This window comes from Thermohalobacter berrensis, from assembly GCF_003609645.1.
GTDB lineage: Bacteria > Bacillota > Clostridia > Tissierellales > Thermohalobacteraceae > Thermohalobacter > Thermohalobacter berrensis.
Genome location: NZ_MCIB01000012.1, coordinates 116,278 through 135,909, shown reverse-complemented (window position 1 = coordinate 135,909; position 19,632 = coordinate 116,278). Strand labels below are relative to the sequence as shown.

Sequence of the window (19,632 nt, the reverse complement as noted above, 5' to 3'; positions counted from 1 at the left end):
AATATCCTCCTTTTTTAATCTCTATTTAAAAGCTTAACAATTATTCTACTACTTTTTCAATACCCTTTATTAAATCTTTTAAAGTACATGGCTTATGAATCATGTAGCCTACATTAACTAATTTATCTTTTTCTATATCACCTGGCCAACCAGTCATTAATATAAACTTAATATTTGGATACTCTTCTTTTATTTCCTTTGCAACATCTAGCCCACTAATATCAGGCATTGCTAAATCACAAATTACAATATCATATTCTTTTTGTGTGATTTTTCTAAATATTTCTTCTCTAGTTGAGCCAATATCACTTTCAACATTTAACATTGCTAAAAGTTCCTTTATAGTATCTGCAACATCTTCTCTATCATCGATTATAAGTGTCTTCACTGAATCATATTTAGGAATTTCCATATTCTCTTCTTTAATATTATCAACTTTAGAATAGCTTGGAAAAGAAATTATGAACTTAGTTCCAGACCCTAATTTACTTTCAACACTAATATTACCGTTATATTCATTTATGATATTTTGAGTAATACTTAGTCCAAGACCTGTTCCCCTTGCTTCCTTTGTACTATAATATGGTTCAAATATCTTTTCTTTAACTTTATCCTCCATACCGATTCCATTATCTTCAATATGTAAATATGCCTTATCATCTTTATCATATGTTATAATAGTCAGCTTTCCTCCGTTTTCCATGGCATCCATTGCATTTAGTACTATATTTAGTAGAGCCTCTCTTATTTCATGTTCATTACAATATATACACCTTTTAGAATTTAATCGTTTTATTATTTCTAGTTTTGCACCCTTACTTTCATAATCATTTTTCCACTTTGGCTTAGCCATTTCTATTACATTTTCCACTATAGAATTTAAGTTATGTAAATCAATCTGTTTGTCGTAACTTGTCTTATTAAAATTCTGTATCTTGTTTACTATAGCTTTGGCATCTAAAGAAGATTTATATATAATATCTAAAAGTTTTCTAATCTCTTCATTCCTTGATTTTAATAGTGCCATTTGAGTAAAACCTATAATTGTAGTCAGTACATTATTAAAATCGTGGGCAACTCCCCCTGCTAACTCTCCTAAAATCTTAAGTCTCTCTGCTTTTACTAATTCTTTTTGACGTTTTTCATGTTTCCTATGGTCCTTTAATAAGACAAGTATAATACTAGTTAATATTTGTAGTAAATATATGTGTTCTTGAAAAATATTTTCATCTTTTTGTGAAACTAGTACCAAAAATCCCTTTATAGTGTTGTCTCTTTCTTTTATTGGAACCTCAACTAATGACTTAATTTTATATTGTAGGAATAGTTTATGCAATATATGTTTCTCACTAACACATAAATCACTTTTAGTAACTAGCTTTATGGTTCCCTTTTTTATCCTCTTTTTTAATAGTTCCTTACTAAAAACACTACTTTTTAACTTATTTAATAATTCATCTGGTAGTTTATATTTACTTATAAAATCTATAGTAAAATCATCATTTATTGTCACTATATATCCATAATCTGCTCCTATATTATTTATTACTTTAGCAATAGAATAATCTAAAAATTCCTTACAATCTTTTTTATATGGAACCTTTTCAATAAGCTCTTTAATTAACTTTAGTTTTCTGTTAAAACATGCAGCAATGCTATAATAGTCCCCATCTTGTTGACACTTCACAATCTGACCACTATTATCTAAAAACTCGCGGCCTTCCTTCGAACCACTTAACATAAAGTCCCCCCCTGAACTACACACCTTCTAACCAAATACTAATATAATATAATTCTACTTGCTGGATAAATTATCCTTTTTTATTTTTTATAAATTATTTATACACTATTACTTTTTCTATATCTTTTATAAATCTTTCATACTAAGTGATATTCTATTTCTTTCAATGTCTATATCTAAAACCCTTACCTTTACTACGTCTCCCACAGATACTACTTCCATTGGATTTTTTATATATCTGTCACTTAAGTTTGATATATGAACTAATCCATCTTGTTTTAACCCAACATCTACAAAAGCTCCAAAATCTACAACGTTTTTAACAGTTCCAGTAAGTATCATCTCTGGTTTTAAATCCTCAATCTTTAATACATCTGTTCTAAAAATTGGCTTTGGCATTTCATCCCTTGGGTCTCTACCTGGTTTTTGAAGCTCACCTATAATATCTTTAAGAGTTGGTAATCCCACTTCTAAGTCATTGGCTAAATTCTCTATGTTAATATCGTTTATCATATTTCCTATATTCTTTAGTTTCCCATTTTCTATATCTTCTTTTTCGTATCCTAAAGTATCAATAAGTTTTAAAGCTACCTCATATGATTCTGGATGGACAGAAGTATTATCTAATGGATTGATTCCATCAGATATTCTTAAAAAACCTGCACATTGGACAAAGGTTTTTTCTCCAAGGCGTGATACCTTTAATAGTTCTTCTCTACTCTTAAATTTACCTATCTCTTCTCTATATTTAACTATATTTTTAGCTACACTAGAGGTTATTCCTGAAATATACTTTAATAATGACACTGAAGCAGTGTTTAAATCAACCCCTACACTATTTACACAGTCTTCTACTACTCCCTTTAGTGCTTCATCTAGCTCTCCCTGATTAATATCATGCTGGTATTGACCTACTCCAATATGTTTTGGATCAATCTTTACCAATTCAGCTAATGGGTCTTGTAATCTTCTTGCTATAGAAATTGCTCCCCTTAATGATACATCTATATCAGGATATTCCTCATTTGCAACCTTTGATGCAGAGTATACTGATGCACCTGCTTCATTAACTATTGTATAGTAAACATTTTTATCTAATTCCTTAAGCATTTCAGCTACTATCATTTCAGATTCCCTTGATGCTGTTCCATTTCCTATTGCTATTATATCTACATTGTATTTTTCTATTAATTTCTTTAATTCCTCTTTAGCCTCTTCAACCTTATTTTGAGGTTCTGTAGGATATACTGTTGTTGTCTCTAGAAGCTTTCCTGTTTCATCAACTACCGCTATTTTACAGCCTGTCCTAAAAGCAGGGTCAAAACCCATTACAACTTTCCCTTTTACTGGTGCCTGCATAAGTAAGCTCTTTAGGTTTTTAGAGAAAATTTTTATTGCATCCTTTTCTGCTCTTTCTTTTAAAGTAGTTCTTATCTCCCTTTCTATTGCAGGAGCAATAAGTCTTTTGTAACTATCTATTATACTTTCTTCTAGGTATTTAATGGTTACAGCATTATCATTTTTTATTACTTTTTTCTTTAAGAAGTTTATTATTTCATCATATGGACTTTCTATATTTACCTTTAATACTTTTTCCTTTTCTCCTCTATTAATTGCTAATATTCTATGATTTGCAATTTTTCTTACTGGTTCACTATAGTCATAATACATCTCATAAACTGATTTTTTCGATGAATCAGCTGCCTTTGTAGTAAGAATTCCTTTCTTAAATGTTAAATCCCTTATAACCTTTCTAAAATCTGCATTATCTGATATCCACTCTGCTATAATATCCATGGCACCCTTATATGCATCTTCTATAGTATTTACCTCTTTTTCTTCATCTATGAAAGGTTTAGCTATTTCTTCTAAATCCTTATCTTCAACTTCTTGCTTAAATATTATATGTGCTAAAGGCTCAAGACCCTTTTCTTTTGCAATTGTAGCCCTTGTTCTTCTTTTAGGTCTATATGGCCTATATAAATCTTCTACTCTTTGTAGGGTATCTGCCTTCTCAATTTCTTTTTTTAATTTTTCTGTAAGTTTTCCCTGTTCATCTATAAGTCTTATTACTTCATCTTTTCTATTTTCTAAATTTCTTAAATATGTAAGCCTTTTCTCTAGTTCCCTTAGTACTACATCACTTAGTTCTCCGGTCTGTTCTTTTCTATATCTAGCAATAAAAGGTATAGTATTTCCCTCATCTAATAGCTTAATTGTATTTTCTACTTGATACTTTTTTAAATTAAATTCTTTAGCCAATTTTAAGGTTATATCCATATTTTATCCGTCCTTTCTAATTTTTCAATTTCATTATAATATTTTCTATATGTAAACACAAGATAGGACTATAGTTTTAGGACAAAGGTAGGATATTTGTTACTTGACCTTAGAAGTAAGGCTATGTGGTCCGTTACTATGTCTGAGAAGTAATGCTTCGATGTCCGTTACTATGCCACAGGCGTTTAGCCTACGATGACCGTTACTCTGCCTAGGATGCCACGCTTCGATGTCCGTTACTTAGACCTTTGTAGACATGCTCTGTTGTCCGTTACTATTCCTTAGACGTCTAGCCTACAGATGTCCGTTACTTTAAAAGCAGTTCCTAGCTCTTTGCTCTCAGCTCTTAGCAAAACTAAAAATTTTTTGTCTAGGAACCAGGAACTAAGAACTAACAACTGTACTTTACTAACTACATGCTACTAACTCTTTTAATTTAACATTCACAATTTAAAATTTAACATTATTGAATAGGGGTAATTTTCCATTTCATTGTCCATTCTCAATTGCTTTTCTAATTGTCAATTGTACATTGTTAATTGTCCATTGCTTTTATTGTTTTCTTCAACTTTTAAAAAAGCTGATGGATTAGGAATCCACCAGCAATGTTATAAAATGGTATTATTTTACAAAATTGAAACGCGAACCGGGTTCGCGTTTCAATTTTCCTTAATTGGCAATTGTACATTGTTAATTGTAAATTACCTTCCTACTCTATTTTAAACCCAACAATTAAGCTATTTAACTGACTTGCCATTTCATTTAATCTAACAGCATACTCATTTATTTGATTGACAGCTGACTGCTGTTCTTCTGTACTTGCTAAAATAGTTTGTATACCTGAAGCAGTCTGTTGTGAAACCGCACCTACCTGACTTATTGCTTTTTCGATTCTACTCATTTCCTCTAAAAGCTCATCAACTATAGTAGTAAATTTCTCAACAGTTTCAACTACTTGGTCTGTTTCAGTTAATATTCTATTAAATGATTCAGTAGTACTACCTATAATTTGACTTCCCTTATTTACTTCATCTATTCCTGTATTCATAGATTTAGTAACAAGCTTCATTTCATCCTGAATCTTATTAACAATATTAACTATATCACTTGATGCATTACTTGTTTGCTCTGCAAGCTGTCTTACCTCTTCTGCTACAACAGTAAATCCTTTACCATGTTCTCCTGCCCTTGCTGCCTCTATGGCTGCATTTAATGCTAACAGATTAGTTTGTTGAGAAATTTCCTCTATAAAGCTAACAATTTTCCCTATTTCATCAACATGTTCTGATAATGTGCTAATTTGGTCTGCTGATTTTTTTACAGTTTTTTCGATTGAATACATAATTTCTTTAGTATTGTCTATATCTTTAGAACTTTCTTTTACAATATTAGCAGCCTCATTAGTAGCCTTTAGAATACCTTTTGTTCCTTCCTCTACACTCTTTACTCTTCCACTCATCATATCAACCATATTTGTAGCTTCTTCAACATTTTCAAGCTGCATCTCCGTACCATTAGCAACTTCTTCTACGATTCCTGATATTTCTTCTGATGACTGGACAGTTAAATTTGCACTTTCAGTTAAGTATTTAGAGGAATCTTTTATGTCAGTAATTGCATCCTTTAAATTAAATATAATCATATATAATGCATCTATCATTTGATTAAAAGCCTTTTGAAGTTCTCCAATTTCATTTTTAGCCTTCTCTTCTACTCTTACTGTTAAATCTCCTGTTTTTATTGTATTGGCTGCCTTGGCAAGGTCCCTTACAGTTTTAGTAAACACCCTTGAAGCTATCGACGTTACTATTATTACTAATACTATAACTATAGCAACTATACCAATATTTCTGTAGAGATTTTTTATTTGGGCTTCTTTTACTTCACTTGTGTTTTGTTCAATTATAACCCCCCATCCTGTAGATGGTACCTGAGTATATGCCCCAATAACAGAAGTTCCATTTTCGTTATTATATGTACTTACTGATGTTTCCCCCTTTAAAGATTGTAGAACTCCCTCAAGTCCTTTTTCTTTAGCATTGTATCTTTCCATAACTTTTTCCTTAAAATTTGGATGTCCTATTACTATTCCTGTTTTATCTACTATATAAGACACACCAGTCTTACCTACTTTGTTTTCTGAAACAAGCTCAGAAATTTCATTTAATCCTATTTTAGCAGCTATTACTCCTATCTTTTCCCCTAAAATATTTTCCATTGGTGTAGCTATTATTACTCCAGGCAATTTTGTAACATCATCTATAAAAGAATTTGATATTGTTTTTTGACCTTCTAAAGCTTTATTGAACCAATCTTCAGAACTAACATTTAATTTATCAGACCTATTTCTTGTTGAGGCAACTTCCTGACCATTTTTATCAAAAACGTATAATACCTTAATTTGGTCTATTTTTGTTACAGTTAAGTTTAAAGACCTTATAAGCTCATACCTTTCCATATTCCTAAAATCATGGGTTGCTGCTAAAGTATCTAATACATTGAAAAAAGTATTAATATATGTATCCACTTCATTTGAAAGTGATTTTGCTAATGCTAGATTTGAATTTTCCATATTCTCTTTAACATTTTTAGTTTGATAATAATAGTTTACAAATGCAATAGTTGATATAGGGATTAAAGTTAATATAAGAACTAATGCTATTAACTGATTCTTAATTTTTCCCCTTTTATTCTTATTTTTCGATTTTTTAGGCTTACTTTTTGTAACTGATTTTTTTGTTTTTTTCTTTTTTGGTTTTCCTTTGTTTTTCTTCATTGAAAAAGCAAACTTTTCTTTAAGTTTCTTAATTAGTTTCATCCATGCCACTCCCTCTTATAAAGTCAAGTTACATATTTTGTATATATTCGATAAAAAATCCAAAAATCCTTTTTAAAATAAAAGAGGTTTCTTCTGGAACGACCAACCGGGTTCGTTGTTCCATTTAAAAAACAGAACCATCCCTATTTTAATCACTTATTTTTTTACCAGTTTTTTCTATTTATATTTTGCCCAATATATAAGGGCTGAATATATTCAGCCCCTACACTAACACGCTGCTATCTACTAACAAGTAATCCTTATTCTTAGGTTTTTAATCTTTTCTAATTATCAATTCTCAATTGTGTTTTATAACGTGTTTCGTGATTTAAAAGCAGTTACTAGGTCTAAGAAGTCGAACTTCTCTGTCCGTTACTTGACCTAGGTAGTTATGCTTTGCAGTCCGTTACTATACCTTAGATGTCTAGGCTACGAGGACCGTTACTTAACCTAAGGTGTCTATCCTTTGATGTCCGTTACTTTTAAAAGCCGTTTTTGGTGATTAGTGGGTAGTGGTTGGTTTTTGGTAATACTGTAAAGATAATTGATTAGAAAACAATCGTACTAAGTTCTTGCTATTAAAAGCAGTTCCTAGCTCTTTGCTTCCAGCTCTTAGTAAAACTAAAAATTTTTGTCTAGGAACTAGGAACCAAGAGCTAACAACTGTACTTTACTAACCACTAACCACCAATCACTAATAACCATTATTTTCTTTTAATTGTCAATTGTCCATTCTCAATTGTTCTGTTTTAGGTATTCATTAATAAATATATCTATATCTCCATCCATAACTGCCTGTGTATTACCAACCTCTGTATTTGTTCTATGGTCCTTAACAAGATTATAAGGATGGAATATATATGACCTTATTTGTGATCCCCAGGCTATTTGACTATATTCACCTTGTAAGTCTTCTATCTTTTCCTGTTGTTCCATTCTCTTAAGCTCAATAAGCTTTGCTTTTAATATCTTCATAGCAGTTGCTCTATTACTGTGTTGTGACCTTTCATTCTGACATTGTACTACTATTCCAGTAGGTATATGGGTAATTCTAACGGCAGACTCTGTTTTGTTTACATGCTGTCCACCTGCACCACTTGCCCTATATGTGTCTATCCTTAAATCACTGGGCGATATTTCAATATCAATATCATCATCTAATTCAGGACTGACATCAACTGAGGCAAATGAAGTATGTCTTCTACCTGAAGAATCAAATGGTGATATTCTAACTAATCTATGAACTCCCTTTTCAGCCTTAAGATAACCATATGCGTTTAATCCCTTAACAAGTAGTGTAGCACTCTTTATACCAGCTTCAGGATCAGGTAATATATCAAGTGTTTCAACTGCATATCCCTTTTTCTCACACCATCTTCTATACATTCTTAAAAGCATTTCAGCCCAGTCTTGAGCTTCAAGGCCTCCTGCTCCTGAATTTATTGAAAGTATTGCATTATTCTTATCGTATTCCCCATTTAAAAGGGTATCTATTCTCAGACTTTCCAATTCTTTCTCAATTGTTTTTATACTGTTTTGTATTTCCTCAAAAACAGAATTATCATTTTCTTCATAGGAAAGCTCAATAAGCACTTCAACATCTTCTATTTGTGTATTTAGGTCATTATATCTTTTTAATTTTTCTTTATATTCTTTAACATCCTGTGCTACTTTTTTAGCTTCTTTTGGGTCATTCCAAAAATCTGGTTTAGCCATTTCCTCTTCTAATTCTTTAATTTTCTTTTTCAGTCCATCTATGTCAAAGGGAGACACCTATTTCTTTTATAGTATCCTTAAAATTAGAAAGAGCTTCTTTACAACTTTCTAGCTCTATCATTTTATGCACCTACCTTTCGTGTTGTTTGTTACTATGTCTAAGACGTAATGCTACGTAGTCTGTTACTTAGTCAAAGATGCCAAGCTTCGATGTCCTTTACTATACCTTAGATGTCTAGCCTATGGATGTCCGTTACTTTGACCTAAGAAGAGAGTCTAGAATGTCCGTTACTTGACCTTTGTAGACATGCTCCGCTGTCCGTTACTTGTAAAAACAGTTTTTGGTGGTTAGGGGATAGTGGTTGATTTTTAGTAATGCTTTGAAGATTGTACTACTTGTCTTGTTGTTGAGGGATTCGTAATCCCTCAACCTTTAATCGCAGACTAAAGTCTGCTCTACAGTTTTTATATTTTTTATTTTTCATTTTAAATCTATAATTTTTTCACTAACCACTAACCACCAGCCACTAATAACTATTATTTTTCTTACTAACTACTAACAAGTATTTTTTAATTCTCAATTCTCCATTTTCCATTCTCAATTGTATTCCTAGTTTTACATTTTCAATTTTCAACTTCATTAATTAAATATTCACAATTTAAAATTTAACATAATGAAACGGGAAAATTTCCCGTTTCATTAATAATTGCTTTTCTAATTGTAAATTGTCAATTGTCCATTCTCAATTGTATTTAATTGTTTTTCCCACAGCATTTCTTATACTTTTTACCACTACCACATGGACAAGGTTCATTTCTACCTATTTTCTTCTTCCTTCTAATATATGGTTTAGGTTTTGACTTTTTCTCTTCTCCTCCACGTCCTGTTGAAGTTATTTTAACTACTCTCTTTCTTTCAATTTTCTCTGCTGGTTGTAAGTGATATAAATGTTTTACTGTTTCCTCTTGAATACTCTTAATCATTTCTTGGAACATATCATAACCTTCAACTTGATATGCTCTTACAGGGTCTTCATTTCCTAATGCCCTAAGTCCAATTCCCTGCTTTAATTGCGCCATAGCATCTATGTGGTCCATCCATTTCCTATCTATTACCCTTAATAGTATTACCCTTTCAAGCTCTCTTAATTGTTCTTTTCCTATTTCTTCTTCCTTTTCCTCATATAACTTAATAGAAGTATCTAATAGGTTTTTCTTTAGGCTTTCCTTAGTAAGACTCTCAATATCACCAAGCTCAACCTTATCCTTCGGAAGATATATATTAGCAAGATAATCAACTAAGCCTGTTAGATTCCAATCTTCAGGATATTTTCCTTCTGCCGTATATATCTCTATTGCTCCTTCTATTATATTTTCTAGCATAGAAATAATATTTTCTTTTAGATTCTCACCTTCAAGTACCTTTCTTCTTTCAGCATATATTACTTCTCTTTGTTTATTCATTACATCATCATATTGTAAAACATGCTTTCTTATATTAAAGTTTCTAGCCTCTACCTTCTTTTGAGCATTCTCTATTGATTTTGTAAGAAGTTTATGCTCTAAAGGTTCATCATCTGGCATACCTAAAGTATCAACCATTCCCCTTATTCTTTCACTACCAAACAATCTCATAAGGTCATCTTCAAGGGATATATAAAATCTTGAAGAACCAGGGTCTCCCTGACGTCCAGAACGTCCCCTTAGCTGATTATCTATTCTTCTAGACTCATGTCTTTCTGTACCTATTATGTGTAATCCTCCAAGTTCCTTAACCTTTTCCTGTTCATCCTTTAATGATTCCTTAGCTTTTTCTAGTAACTCTTTATATACCTTTCTAGCTTCTAATATTTCTTTATCATCTGTATCAAAAAAGCTATCTGCTAAGGCAATTATGTGGTCGGAATATCCCTTTTTCTTCATTTCACTTTTTGCCATATATTCTGGGTTACCACCTAATACAATGTCTGTACCTCTACCTGCCATATTTGTTGCTATAGTTACAGCACCTAATCTTCCTGCTTGGGCAACTATTTCTGCTTCCCTTTCATGGTACTTAGCATTTAATACTTCGTGCTTTACTCCCTCTTTTCTAAGCATCTTACTTAGAATTTCAGAGTTCTCTATAGATATAGTACCTACAAGTACAGGCTGACCTTTTTTATATTTTTCCTTTATTTCCTCTACTACAGCCCTAAACTTAACCTCCTGATTCTTGTATATAACATCAGGGCAATCTTCTCTAACTACAGGCTTATTTGTAGGTATTTCTATAACATCCATACCATATATCTCTTTAAATTCAGCTTCTTCTGTCTTAGCAGTACCTGTCATACCTGCAAGTTTTTTATACATTCTAAAATAATTCTGGAATGTAATAGTGGCAAGTGTTTTTGATTCCCTTCTTACATCTAAGCCTTCTTTAGCTTCTATAGCTTGATGTAAGCCATCACTATATCTTCTTCCAAACATTAATCTCCCCGTAAATTCGTCTACTATTACTACTTGACCATCTTTAACAACATAGTCTCTATCCCTTTTCATAAGGTTATGTGCCTTTAGTGCTTGATTTATATGGTGGGATATTTCCATATTTACAGGGTCTGCAAGGTTTTCAAGGTTAAAGTAATTTTCTGCCTTTTTCACACCTTTTTCAGTCAAAGTAACAGTATTTGCCTTCTCATCTACTAAAAAGTCTACATTTTCCTCTTTTATCTCCCTATTAAATGGATCATTTTTCTTTTCATTTGGGTCTACTTTTCTACCTCTAAGTGTCCTTGCAAAAGCATCTGCAGCAAGATATAACTTGTTTGATTCATTTCCCTCTCCTGAAATAATTAGTGGAGTTCTGGCTTCATCTATTAATATACTGTCAACCTCGTCTATTATACAGTAGTTTAGTTCTCTTTGTACCATTTCGCCCTTATATATAACCATATTATCCCTTAAATAATCAAAGCCAAATTCATTATTAGTACCATAGGTTATATCACAATTATAGGCTTTTCTTCTCTCTGCATTACTCATACCATGAACTATACAGCCTGTTGATAAACCTAAAAATTCGTATATTTTTCCCATCCATTCTCTATCCCTTTTAGCCAGGTAGTCATTTACAGTTACAACATGAACTCCTTTTCCTGTAAGGGCATTTAAATAAACAGGTAAAGTGGCAACTAATGTCTTACCTTCACCTGTTTTCATCTCTGCAATTCTTCCCTGATGAAGTACTATACCACCTATTAACTGTACCCTATAATGTCTCATTCCAAGTACTCTATCTGCAGTTTCCCTTACTACTGCAAAGGCCTCTGGAAGTATGTCATCAAGAGTTTCTCCATTGTTTAATCTATTTTTAAACTCATCAGTTTTTGCCTTTAGTTCATCATCTGTTAGCTTTTTCATTTCACTTTCTAAACTTTCTATTTTATCCACAATAGGATTAAGCCTCTTTATCTCCCTTTCACTATAGGTACCAAATATCTTTTCAAATAGACTTTTCATGTAATCATCACCCTTCAAATATTCTTGCCTTATCAATTTATTTTATCACTAAAATTTGTAAGAGACAAGGAGGCCATAACTTCTCAAAAAACAAGTAGGTAGCTAACACATACGTGTCAGCTACCTATAAATCAATTTTCATTGTTGAGTATTTGATATGTCCTCAACATATTTCACATATATATTTTATATTAAATATAGAAAATAATTTATCTCCCCTATTCCTTTTATAAATAAAGTTTAATATTATTTTTATAAGTATTCGGGTTCAATTAAACCATAGTTCCCGTCTTTTCTTTTATATACAACATTTACCTCATCAGTTTCTCCATTTGTAAATACGAAGAAATCATGACCTAATAGTTCCATTTGTAAAACTGCTTCTTCTGCATCCATTGGCTTCATAGCAAATCGTTTAGTCTTTACTATCTTAGGCGTACTATCCTTTTCTACTGATAAAGGCTTTATATTTTCAAATCTAATAGTTTCACCATTATTATATCTTTTTTGTAATTTTGTTTTATGCTTTCTAATTTGTCTTTCTAAAATATCAATTGATTTATCTATAGAAGTATACATATCTTCTGTTGATTCCTCAGCCCTAATCATTCTACCATTAATAGGTATAGTAACTTCAAAAATTTGTCTGTTTTTCTCCACACTTAATGTTGCATGAACCTCAACATCTTCGTGAAAATACTTGTCTAGCTTTCCTAGTTTTCTACGAACTGTGTCCTTTAAAGCATCTGTAACCTCCATATTTCTTCCTGTTATAATTAGTTTCATACAGGTCAGCCCCTTTCATCTATTTATTAAAAATTTTAGTATTTCCTTATAAAAATTATTAACAAGACTTTTGTAAAATTATTTAATATTAATATTATTCTACATTTTGGTATAATTTCCTCCAATTTCTTAAGTATTAGTTAATGAAAAGATATTTTGAGTCTGTAAATATAAAACTTTATCTAAGCTAAAAATATTTCTTGTTATTATAATATGATACCCTTAACTTGTTTTATCTAAAACATTAAATATTTTTTTATATAAACTTAAAAAAATTTTGCTAATTTGTTAGCTATTAAGATTTTTTACTTTTTTAAGTGTATGCATATAAAGTATAAATATACATTTCCATTTTTATACTAATATCCTAACTGCTGGTGTGGATAACTTCACAACAAATATGTGGATAATGTTAATAACTCTGTGGAAAAGCTTAATTTTCCACAGAATACTATGTGGAAAAACATGTGTATAGCAAGTGAAAAAATGTGGACTTATTTTTTTCGAGTTTTTTTTACAAACTTAGAAAAGTTCTAACAATTATATTTATAATTTTCATAGTATGTGGGATTTTTTTATCCACAATATGTAGTTATGGATTAGGAATAAATACAGTTCTTAGCTTTTTAGTTCCTAGTTTTTAGAAAATACCTGTTGTCGAGGGACGCCCACGTCCCTCGACGTAAGTAATGAACAATACAATAAGAAGACCTATCCCTAAGTTGCATGGGGTAAAAGATAAAAAGTCTAATAATAAAAAAAGCGAGCAAAGCTCGCTTTTTACACCTTTATATCTATATTTCCACCTACATGTGGATTAACTGACCTTTCTATTTCAGTTTTATTTATATTTTCCACAGATTTCATAATATTAGCCACACTTTGTGCATCCTGATTCATAGCTTTTCTTAATGTAGCCATACCTAGAGCTTGCTTAAGGCTGTATATGTTTTGTGACATATAAGAACTTATCTTCATAAAAATGCTCCCCCTGTTCTAAAGTTTCCATTGTTGAAGGATACCTGCATCCCTTCTTGTTTTTGTTGTTACTGTTGTTGAGGGACGCCCCCGTGCCTTGTTGTTGAGGGATTCGTAATCCCTCAACATTTATTTCCTACTAACCACAGGCTACTAACTACTAACTTATTTATTTCTTTCTATCTATAAAAATTGAATCATTAAAATTATTATAAGGATTATACCCTTTAACTAACTTCTTACCCTTTTTTACATTTTTTAATTTTGTCTTTACCTTATCAAAATTTGACTTTATTTTTTGGTTATTCTGTAATTCTAGCTGTTGTATTAGCTTTAATAGCTTAGTAATTTCTTTAATATTATCCTTTAGCTCTTTTAGATCAGGATATTTTTCCACTCTAATATCCTCAATGGAATTTATATTATTTTTTTCTTTCAATTCCTCATATTTTGAAATAAAAATACTATCTAATTTATTTATACTTTCTATCTCCTTCTGTTTTTTTTCTATGTATTGTTGAAGTTTATCTAGGTCATTATTTCCTATAACTTTTTGTTGAATCTTAGTATAATTCAGTATATTTTTTAGATGATTTATCTTTTTTCTGCTAACTTCTATTAAGTCTTTTACTATATTATTAGTCATTTAATCATCTCCTGCTTATTTAGCTGCCTTCTTATTCTTCTTGGCTATCTTCATGGCTTCCTGCCAAGTATCCCTTAGTTCCTCTATTAAAGGTAAAACTTCATCTAAAATACTAATATCCTTTTTAATATTTGCCTGCATAAGTCTATCAAGTATAAATGTATATAAACTTCTTAAATTCTTAGAGATTTCATAATCCATATTTAGTGTAATATTTAATTCACTAATAATATCCTGTGCCCTTATTATTGAATTATTGGCCTTTTCCATATTATTTTGTTCAATAAAAATTTTACCCTGTTTTATAAACTTTATAGCACCATTATATAACATTAAAGTTAATTCTTCAGGTGAAGCTGTCATTATTGAATTTTGCTGATATTGCTGATAAGCATTATTCATTACCATTCCAAATCCCCCTAGCTTAATTTATTTACTAATAACCGCACATTTAATCTCACATTGAAATATGCTCTACTAACGTTGTTGAGGGATTTGTAATCCCTCAACCAAATTTAACATTCACAATTTAAAATTTAACATTATTGAATAGGAATAATTTTTCATTTAATTGTAAATTCTCCATTCTCAATTCTCAACTCTCAATTGTTTTTTACATTCCTCCTCCAAACTGCTGCATTAGCCAAGCACTCTGCTGATTCATCTGTGCTATAGCCTTCTCCATTTGTGTAAACTCTCTCCAGTACCTATCTTCAACCTGAGTTAAATAATCATACATATCATCTATTTCTTCATCTAAATCAACAATGTCATCAGTCAACATACTTGTGCTTCCATGTTCAGTAACAAAATCTAATAGCATTGTAGACTTTACATTTCTATAAATATTTACGTCATCTCCAGGACCTGCCTTATTTATAATCTCTTTCATACCTTGAATCATATTATCATATATCCTACGTATTAATCCACTTTCACTTCTTTTTTGCTCTATTTCTGAAGCAGTCATCTCATCTTCAGATTTACTTGCTAATGCATCACTTGGTTCCTTAAATAATAGTTCTAATACACCGTCTACATCCTCTTGTATAGCTTCCTTTAGCTTTTGCTCATCTATTACTAACTTTCCTCCAACAGTTCCACTTGAATACTTTTCTGTTGTTATCCCTATTTCAGTTAAATGATCAAAGCTACCTGTTACCCCTACAACATCATCATATAAACCTGATCTTACCCTTTGCATTGTCCTTGAAAGAAGCATATCATTTCTTAAAAGACCACTTTTAGCCTTTTCTTCCCATAATTCAATTTCCTTTTCTGACATAGCCTCTTTTTGTTCTTCAGTTAATGGTTTATAGTCTCTGTATCTTTCTTCTGAAAGTTTTGTACCAACCTTATCTACTATTTCATTATATTTTTCCACAAAAGAGCTTATTTTTTCATATACTGCATCAATATCAGTATTAACCTGTACAGTAGAACTTCCAGTAGATTTTAGGTTGAATTCTATACCGTTTATGGTGAACTGATTAGAATCCATAGTTATATCTTTAGCCTCTCCAAAATCTATCTGTGCATCTACCCCTGAATACTGTTGCCCATCTACCAAAGATGTAGATGTGCCATTATCATCATATTTAAGGGCTAATAAACTAGAAGCACCAGTAATAAAAGTTTCTCCACTTGCAAAAGTACTATTGTCTGTTATCTTCATCCAATTATCTGCACCAGTATTATCAGTCTGTAGGAAAAATCTATCTATTTCGCTATCATATACAGCAGTTACTCCTAAATTAGCATTATTAATATCATCTACTATATCATCTAAGCTAATACTATCTAAGTTTGTATAGTCAAATGTTTGACTTCCTTCATTAGTTTCAATAGTAAATTTAATAGTATCATTTGCATTTACTCCAAACTGGCTTGCAATATTGGCTTTATCACCTGATGAAATTATAGTACTACTAGCTGCAGAAAAATTTTCTGCTAATCTATCTACAGTTATATCATAACTACCTCTAATAGCATTAGCATAGGCATCTACTGTAGTAACTGTTTCATTTGATGAGGTTGCAGTTTTTACCCAATCTAAACTATCAACAGATTTACTTATTAGTGTCCCTGTAGAGGTAATATCTGTTAAACCAAACTCTTTCCTTGTATCAAGTATAAAATTTGCAAACTCTTTATTCATTTCTTGATACATTTCCTGTTTCCATTCTATAAGCTGTTTTTCCTGTTCAAGCTTGTCTACTTTTACCCTTTCAGCCTTCATTAAATCACTTACTATCTGGTCTATATCCATCCCAGAAGCAAGACCACCTATTCTCATATCACTCATGTAACCACCCCTTACCCTTTTTAGGGAATTAAAAATTCAAAATTAAAAATTGAAAATTATTAAAGTATCTATATAATGAAAATTTTTCATTAGTTATTGAGGGACGCTACGTCCCTCAATTATATACTTCTTTATATACCCTAAACTAATTCAACATTTACAACTCAATGTGTCTTTTATAGTTTTTATAATCTTTTTATTTTACATTTTACATTTTCAATTTTACATTACAAAATCCTTTAAGGATTTTGTTAAACTTTCTCATCCACTAATATTCCTGCTAATTCCCACATTTTTGCTACCATATCAAGTATTTTTTTAGGAGGTATTTCTCTTATTACCTCATCTGTATTTGTATCTATTACCTTTACAATTATCTCCTTTGTTTTTTCATGGATTGAAAATTCTAACCTTCTATCATAAATCTTTACACTTTCATTGGCCTTTTCTATAGCATGTATTAATTCATCTTCACTAACCTTCTTGTTTTCTTCATTATTAACTACTCCTGCTTCTACCTCTTTACTTTTATCCTGGTCTAATTTTTTCACATGTCCACTATCTTCTCTTGATACTGATTGTGATCTTTGAATAACAGCTGGGGAAGATACACCTTCTATACGCACCTTCATCACTCCTTGTTATCTCATTCTATATATTATATCGACAATAATTTTAAAAGCTTTAATTTTTATACAATAAAAAAGAAAAAGAAGTGGAATTTTGTTAATTTTCAGAAAATTCTATTTACAAATAATAAAAAATAGTGTATAATATAAGTAAATAGAACATGGTAGCTCTATACCAACCATATTATTAAACATTATTTTTTTAAGAAGTATAGAGTTACAAAGAACAATTTTAAATTTAAGTATTATGGGAAGTTAAGAAGTTTAAAGTTTTTAGGACTAAGAGAAATTTAAGCAAGAAGGAAGGTAGATAAAAGAAGTGCCGAGTAAGTTATTAGAAACAGAACCAAAGGGTTGGTATATCTACCATAAGTTCTATTTTAAATAAGCTAGACTGTTTCATAAAGTAAGAATTGAAACAGTCTAGCTTTATTTTTTGGAACTTGTATTTATGTAGCTCAAATTTTCCATAGAACACAAGTCATTGTGTTCTACTATTTGCTTACTTATATTTAAATAGGTCACAATTAATTGTGACCTACTTAATCTTATATCATTACTGCAGGTTACATTTTAATGTAACCTGCCTATTGATTATCTAACCAAAATGTCTTACTCTTTTCATCCATTTCAACAACTTCTTCCCTTAAACTATCTATCTTTGTATTAATCTCCTGAATTTCTTCTTCATCTAAATCATTATCCTTAACATACTTGGCTAAACCTTTCATTTCCCTTAATTTTTCTTCAATTTTATTCAACATTTTAATCCTATACTTTACCCATTCTAGCTTTTGCTCAAAATATTCTTTGTCTTTAGAATTATTCATAATGTAATCCCCATTTCCGTTTTGTTTGTAATGTAATGCTAATTTATATGTCAATTATATCATAAAATATATTTAATCTTTATAAATGGCTATTTATATAAAATCCCTTCTATATTTATTACAAACAAACCTTTAATCTAAAATATTTACTAAATATATGATATAATAAAATTATAAAGAACAAATGTTCTGTTTCGAGTGGAGGTGAAGGAGTGAATGATTTAAGTGAAGAACAATTAATTACCCTTATTAAAGAACACTATCCTAATACTGACACTAAGGAATTAGCTAATAAATTAGGTATATCTATATATACCTTAAGAAGAAAAGCATCTAAATATGGAATTCGAAAAAGTAGAGAATACAAGAAAAAGTTACACACAAAATTGATGAAAGCAAAGAAAAGAAAATATAAAGAAAAACTAAAAAACTATACTTTAAATCAAATACAGAGAAATATTATTGTTGGAAGTATTCTTGGAGATGGAAATCTAGCTTTATATGGTAGAAGTATAAACGCCCATTATAGAGAACATGGATGTAATCAGCAAATCCCCTATAGAAAATGGAAAGCTAATATGCTATCAGATTTAGACTTTAAATTTAGTGTAAATGGGATAAACGGAAAATTATACTCTCCAAGTCATCCAATATATACAGATTTATATAATAAATTTTACAAAAACAAAGTGAAAACAATTACTAAAGAAAATATTAAATTATTAGACCATCCCATTGGACTAGCCTGTTTATATATGGATGATGGAAGTCTTGTATTAGACATATCTAATAAAAATAATAAGATGTACATAACTCCTCATATATATCTGTATTCACTAAATTTTACAAAGGAAGAAAATATAATTCTTAAAAATCATATTAAAAAGAAATTTAACATTAAATTTAAGTTAAAAAGAAGACCTGATGGTAATAACTATATTTTAGAAATAGGAAAGAGAAATGAATTAATGAAGTTTGTTAATTTAGTTAGACCATATGTTAATGAAATACCTTGTATGACTTATAAAGTTGATATTGAAAAGCGACTGAATGATAAAAAACTAGAGCTAGAAAAAGCATACCCTAATAAAGAAATAATAAAGGCTCCTTTAAAAGTCATAGATAATACTTATTCAAAGGAAGATGAATTATTAATTATAGACTTAAAAACAAAAGGAGTAACCTATAAAGAAATTGCCAAAAGATTAAACAGAACATATTGGGGAATCGTTGATAAAATAAGAAGACTTAGACAAGAAGGAAGGATTAAAATGTGAAGAGACCCTGGAAAATCCAGAGTCTCTTTTTTATGCTTAACTATTATCTTAATAATTGAAGAACTCCTTGAGGTTGTTGATTTGCTTGCGGATCATCAAATATCTTTCGATACTTGCCAGAC

General features: G+C 30.4%; 13 protein-coding genes. 1 reads left to right on the top strand and 12 read right to left on the bottom strand.

The genetic code is table 11. From position 1 onward, the window contains the following. Positions 1-40 precede the first annotated feature (40 nt). From BET03_RS07270 to BET03_RS07215, 12 genes are all read right to left on the bottom strand, one after another. A complete protein-coding gene (locus BET03_RS07270) occupies positions 41-1,741 on the bottom strand; it encodes a hybrid sensor histidine kinase/response regulator (protein WP_120168827.1) in 1,701 nt (566 codons plus the stop codon). Between the two features lie 126 nt (positions 1,742-1,867). Next, positions 1,868-4,021, bottom strand: a complete 2,154-nt coding sequence (locus BET03_RS07265; protein ID WP_120168825.1) for a Tex family protein — start codon at positions 4,019-4,021, stop codon at positions 1,868-1,870. Positions 4,022-4,730: 709 nt separating this feature from the next. After that, positions 4,731-6,839 carry a methyl-accepting chemotaxis protein gene (locus tag BET03_RS07260; protein WP_120168823.1) on the bottom strand — a complete coding sequence of 703 codons (2,109 nt, stop codon included), beginning with the start codon at positions 6,837-6,839 and terminating at the stop codon, positions 4,731-4,733. 735 nt (positions 6,840-7,574) lie between these two features. After that, positions 7,575-8,676, bottom strand: a protein-coding gene (gene prfB / locus BET03_RS07255) for a peptide chain release factor 2 (protein WP_120168821.1) whose coding sequence is annotated in 2 segments (ribosomal slippage) — positions 7,575-8,600 and positions 8,602-8,676 — 1,101 coding nt in all. Because the reading frame shifts where the segments join, the coding sequence is not laid out codon by codon here. A 632-nt stretch (positions 8,677-9,308) separates the two neighbouring features. After that, entirely contained in the window at positions 9,309-12,059 is a 2,751-nt protein-coding gene (gene secA / locus BET03_RS07250) for a preprotein translocase subunit SecA (protein WP_120168819.1), read from the bottom strand. Between the two features lie 252 nt (positions 12,060-12,311). Further along, positions 12,312-12,845: a ribosome hibernation-promoting factor, HPF/YfiA family gene (gene hpf / locus BET03_RS07245; RefSeq protein ID WP_120168817.1), complete on the bottom strand. Its 534-nt coding sequence runs from the start codon at positions 12,843-12,845 to the stop codon at positions 12,312-12,314. Positions 12,846-13,625: 780 nt separating this feature from the next. Next, positions 13,626-13,823, bottom strand: coding sequence for a YjfB family protein (locus BET03_RS07240; RefSeq protein ID WP_120168815.1), 198 nt, complete (start codon positions 13,821-13,823; stop codon positions 13,626-13,628). Between the two features lie 169 nt (positions 13,824-13,992). Continuing rightward, on the bottom strand, positions 13,993-14,469 hold the full coding sequence (locus BET03_RS07235) for a flagellar protein FlgN (protein ID WP_120168813.1): 477 nt from the start codon (positions 14,467-14,469) through the stop codon (positions 13,993-13,995). Positions 14,470-14,484: 15 nt separating this feature from the next. Next, positions 14,485-14,877 carry a flagellar export chaperone FliS gene (gene fliS, locus BET03_RS07230; protein WP_120168811.1) on the bottom strand — a complete coding sequence of 131 codons (393 nt, stop codon included), beginning with the start codon at positions 14,875-14,877 and terminating at the stop codon, positions 14,485-14,487. Positions 14,878-15,082: 205 nt separating this feature from the next. Further along, positions 15,083-16,774, bottom strand: coding sequence for a flagellar filament capping protein FliD (gene fliD, locus BET03_RS07225; protein ID WP_120168809.1), 1,692 nt, complete (start codon positions 16,772-16,774; stop codon positions 15,083-15,085). Between the two features lie 251 nt (positions 16,775-17,025). After that, entirely contained in the window at positions 17,026-17,400 is a 375-nt protein-coding gene (locus BET03_RS07220) for a flagellar protein FlaG (protein WP_243096884.1), read from the bottom strand. Between the two features lie 590 nt (positions 17,401-17,990). Next, on the bottom strand, positions 17,991-18,233 hold the full coding sequence (locus tag BET03_RS07215; RefSeq protein WP_120168805.1) for a hypothetical protein: 243 nt from the start codon (positions 18,231-18,233) through the stop codon (positions 17,991-17,993). A gap of 212 nt (positions 18,234-18,445) precedes the next feature. On the opposite strand from BET03_RS07215, the gene BET03_RS07210 reads away from it, so the two are divergent. Further along, positions 18,446-19,510: a hypothetical protein gene (locus tag BET03_RS07210; protein ID WP_207666045.1), complete on the top strand. Its 1,065-nt coding sequence runs from the start codon at positions 18,446-18,448 to the stop codon at positions 19,508-19,510. The last annotated feature ends 122 nt before the right edge of the window (positions 19,511-19,632 follow it).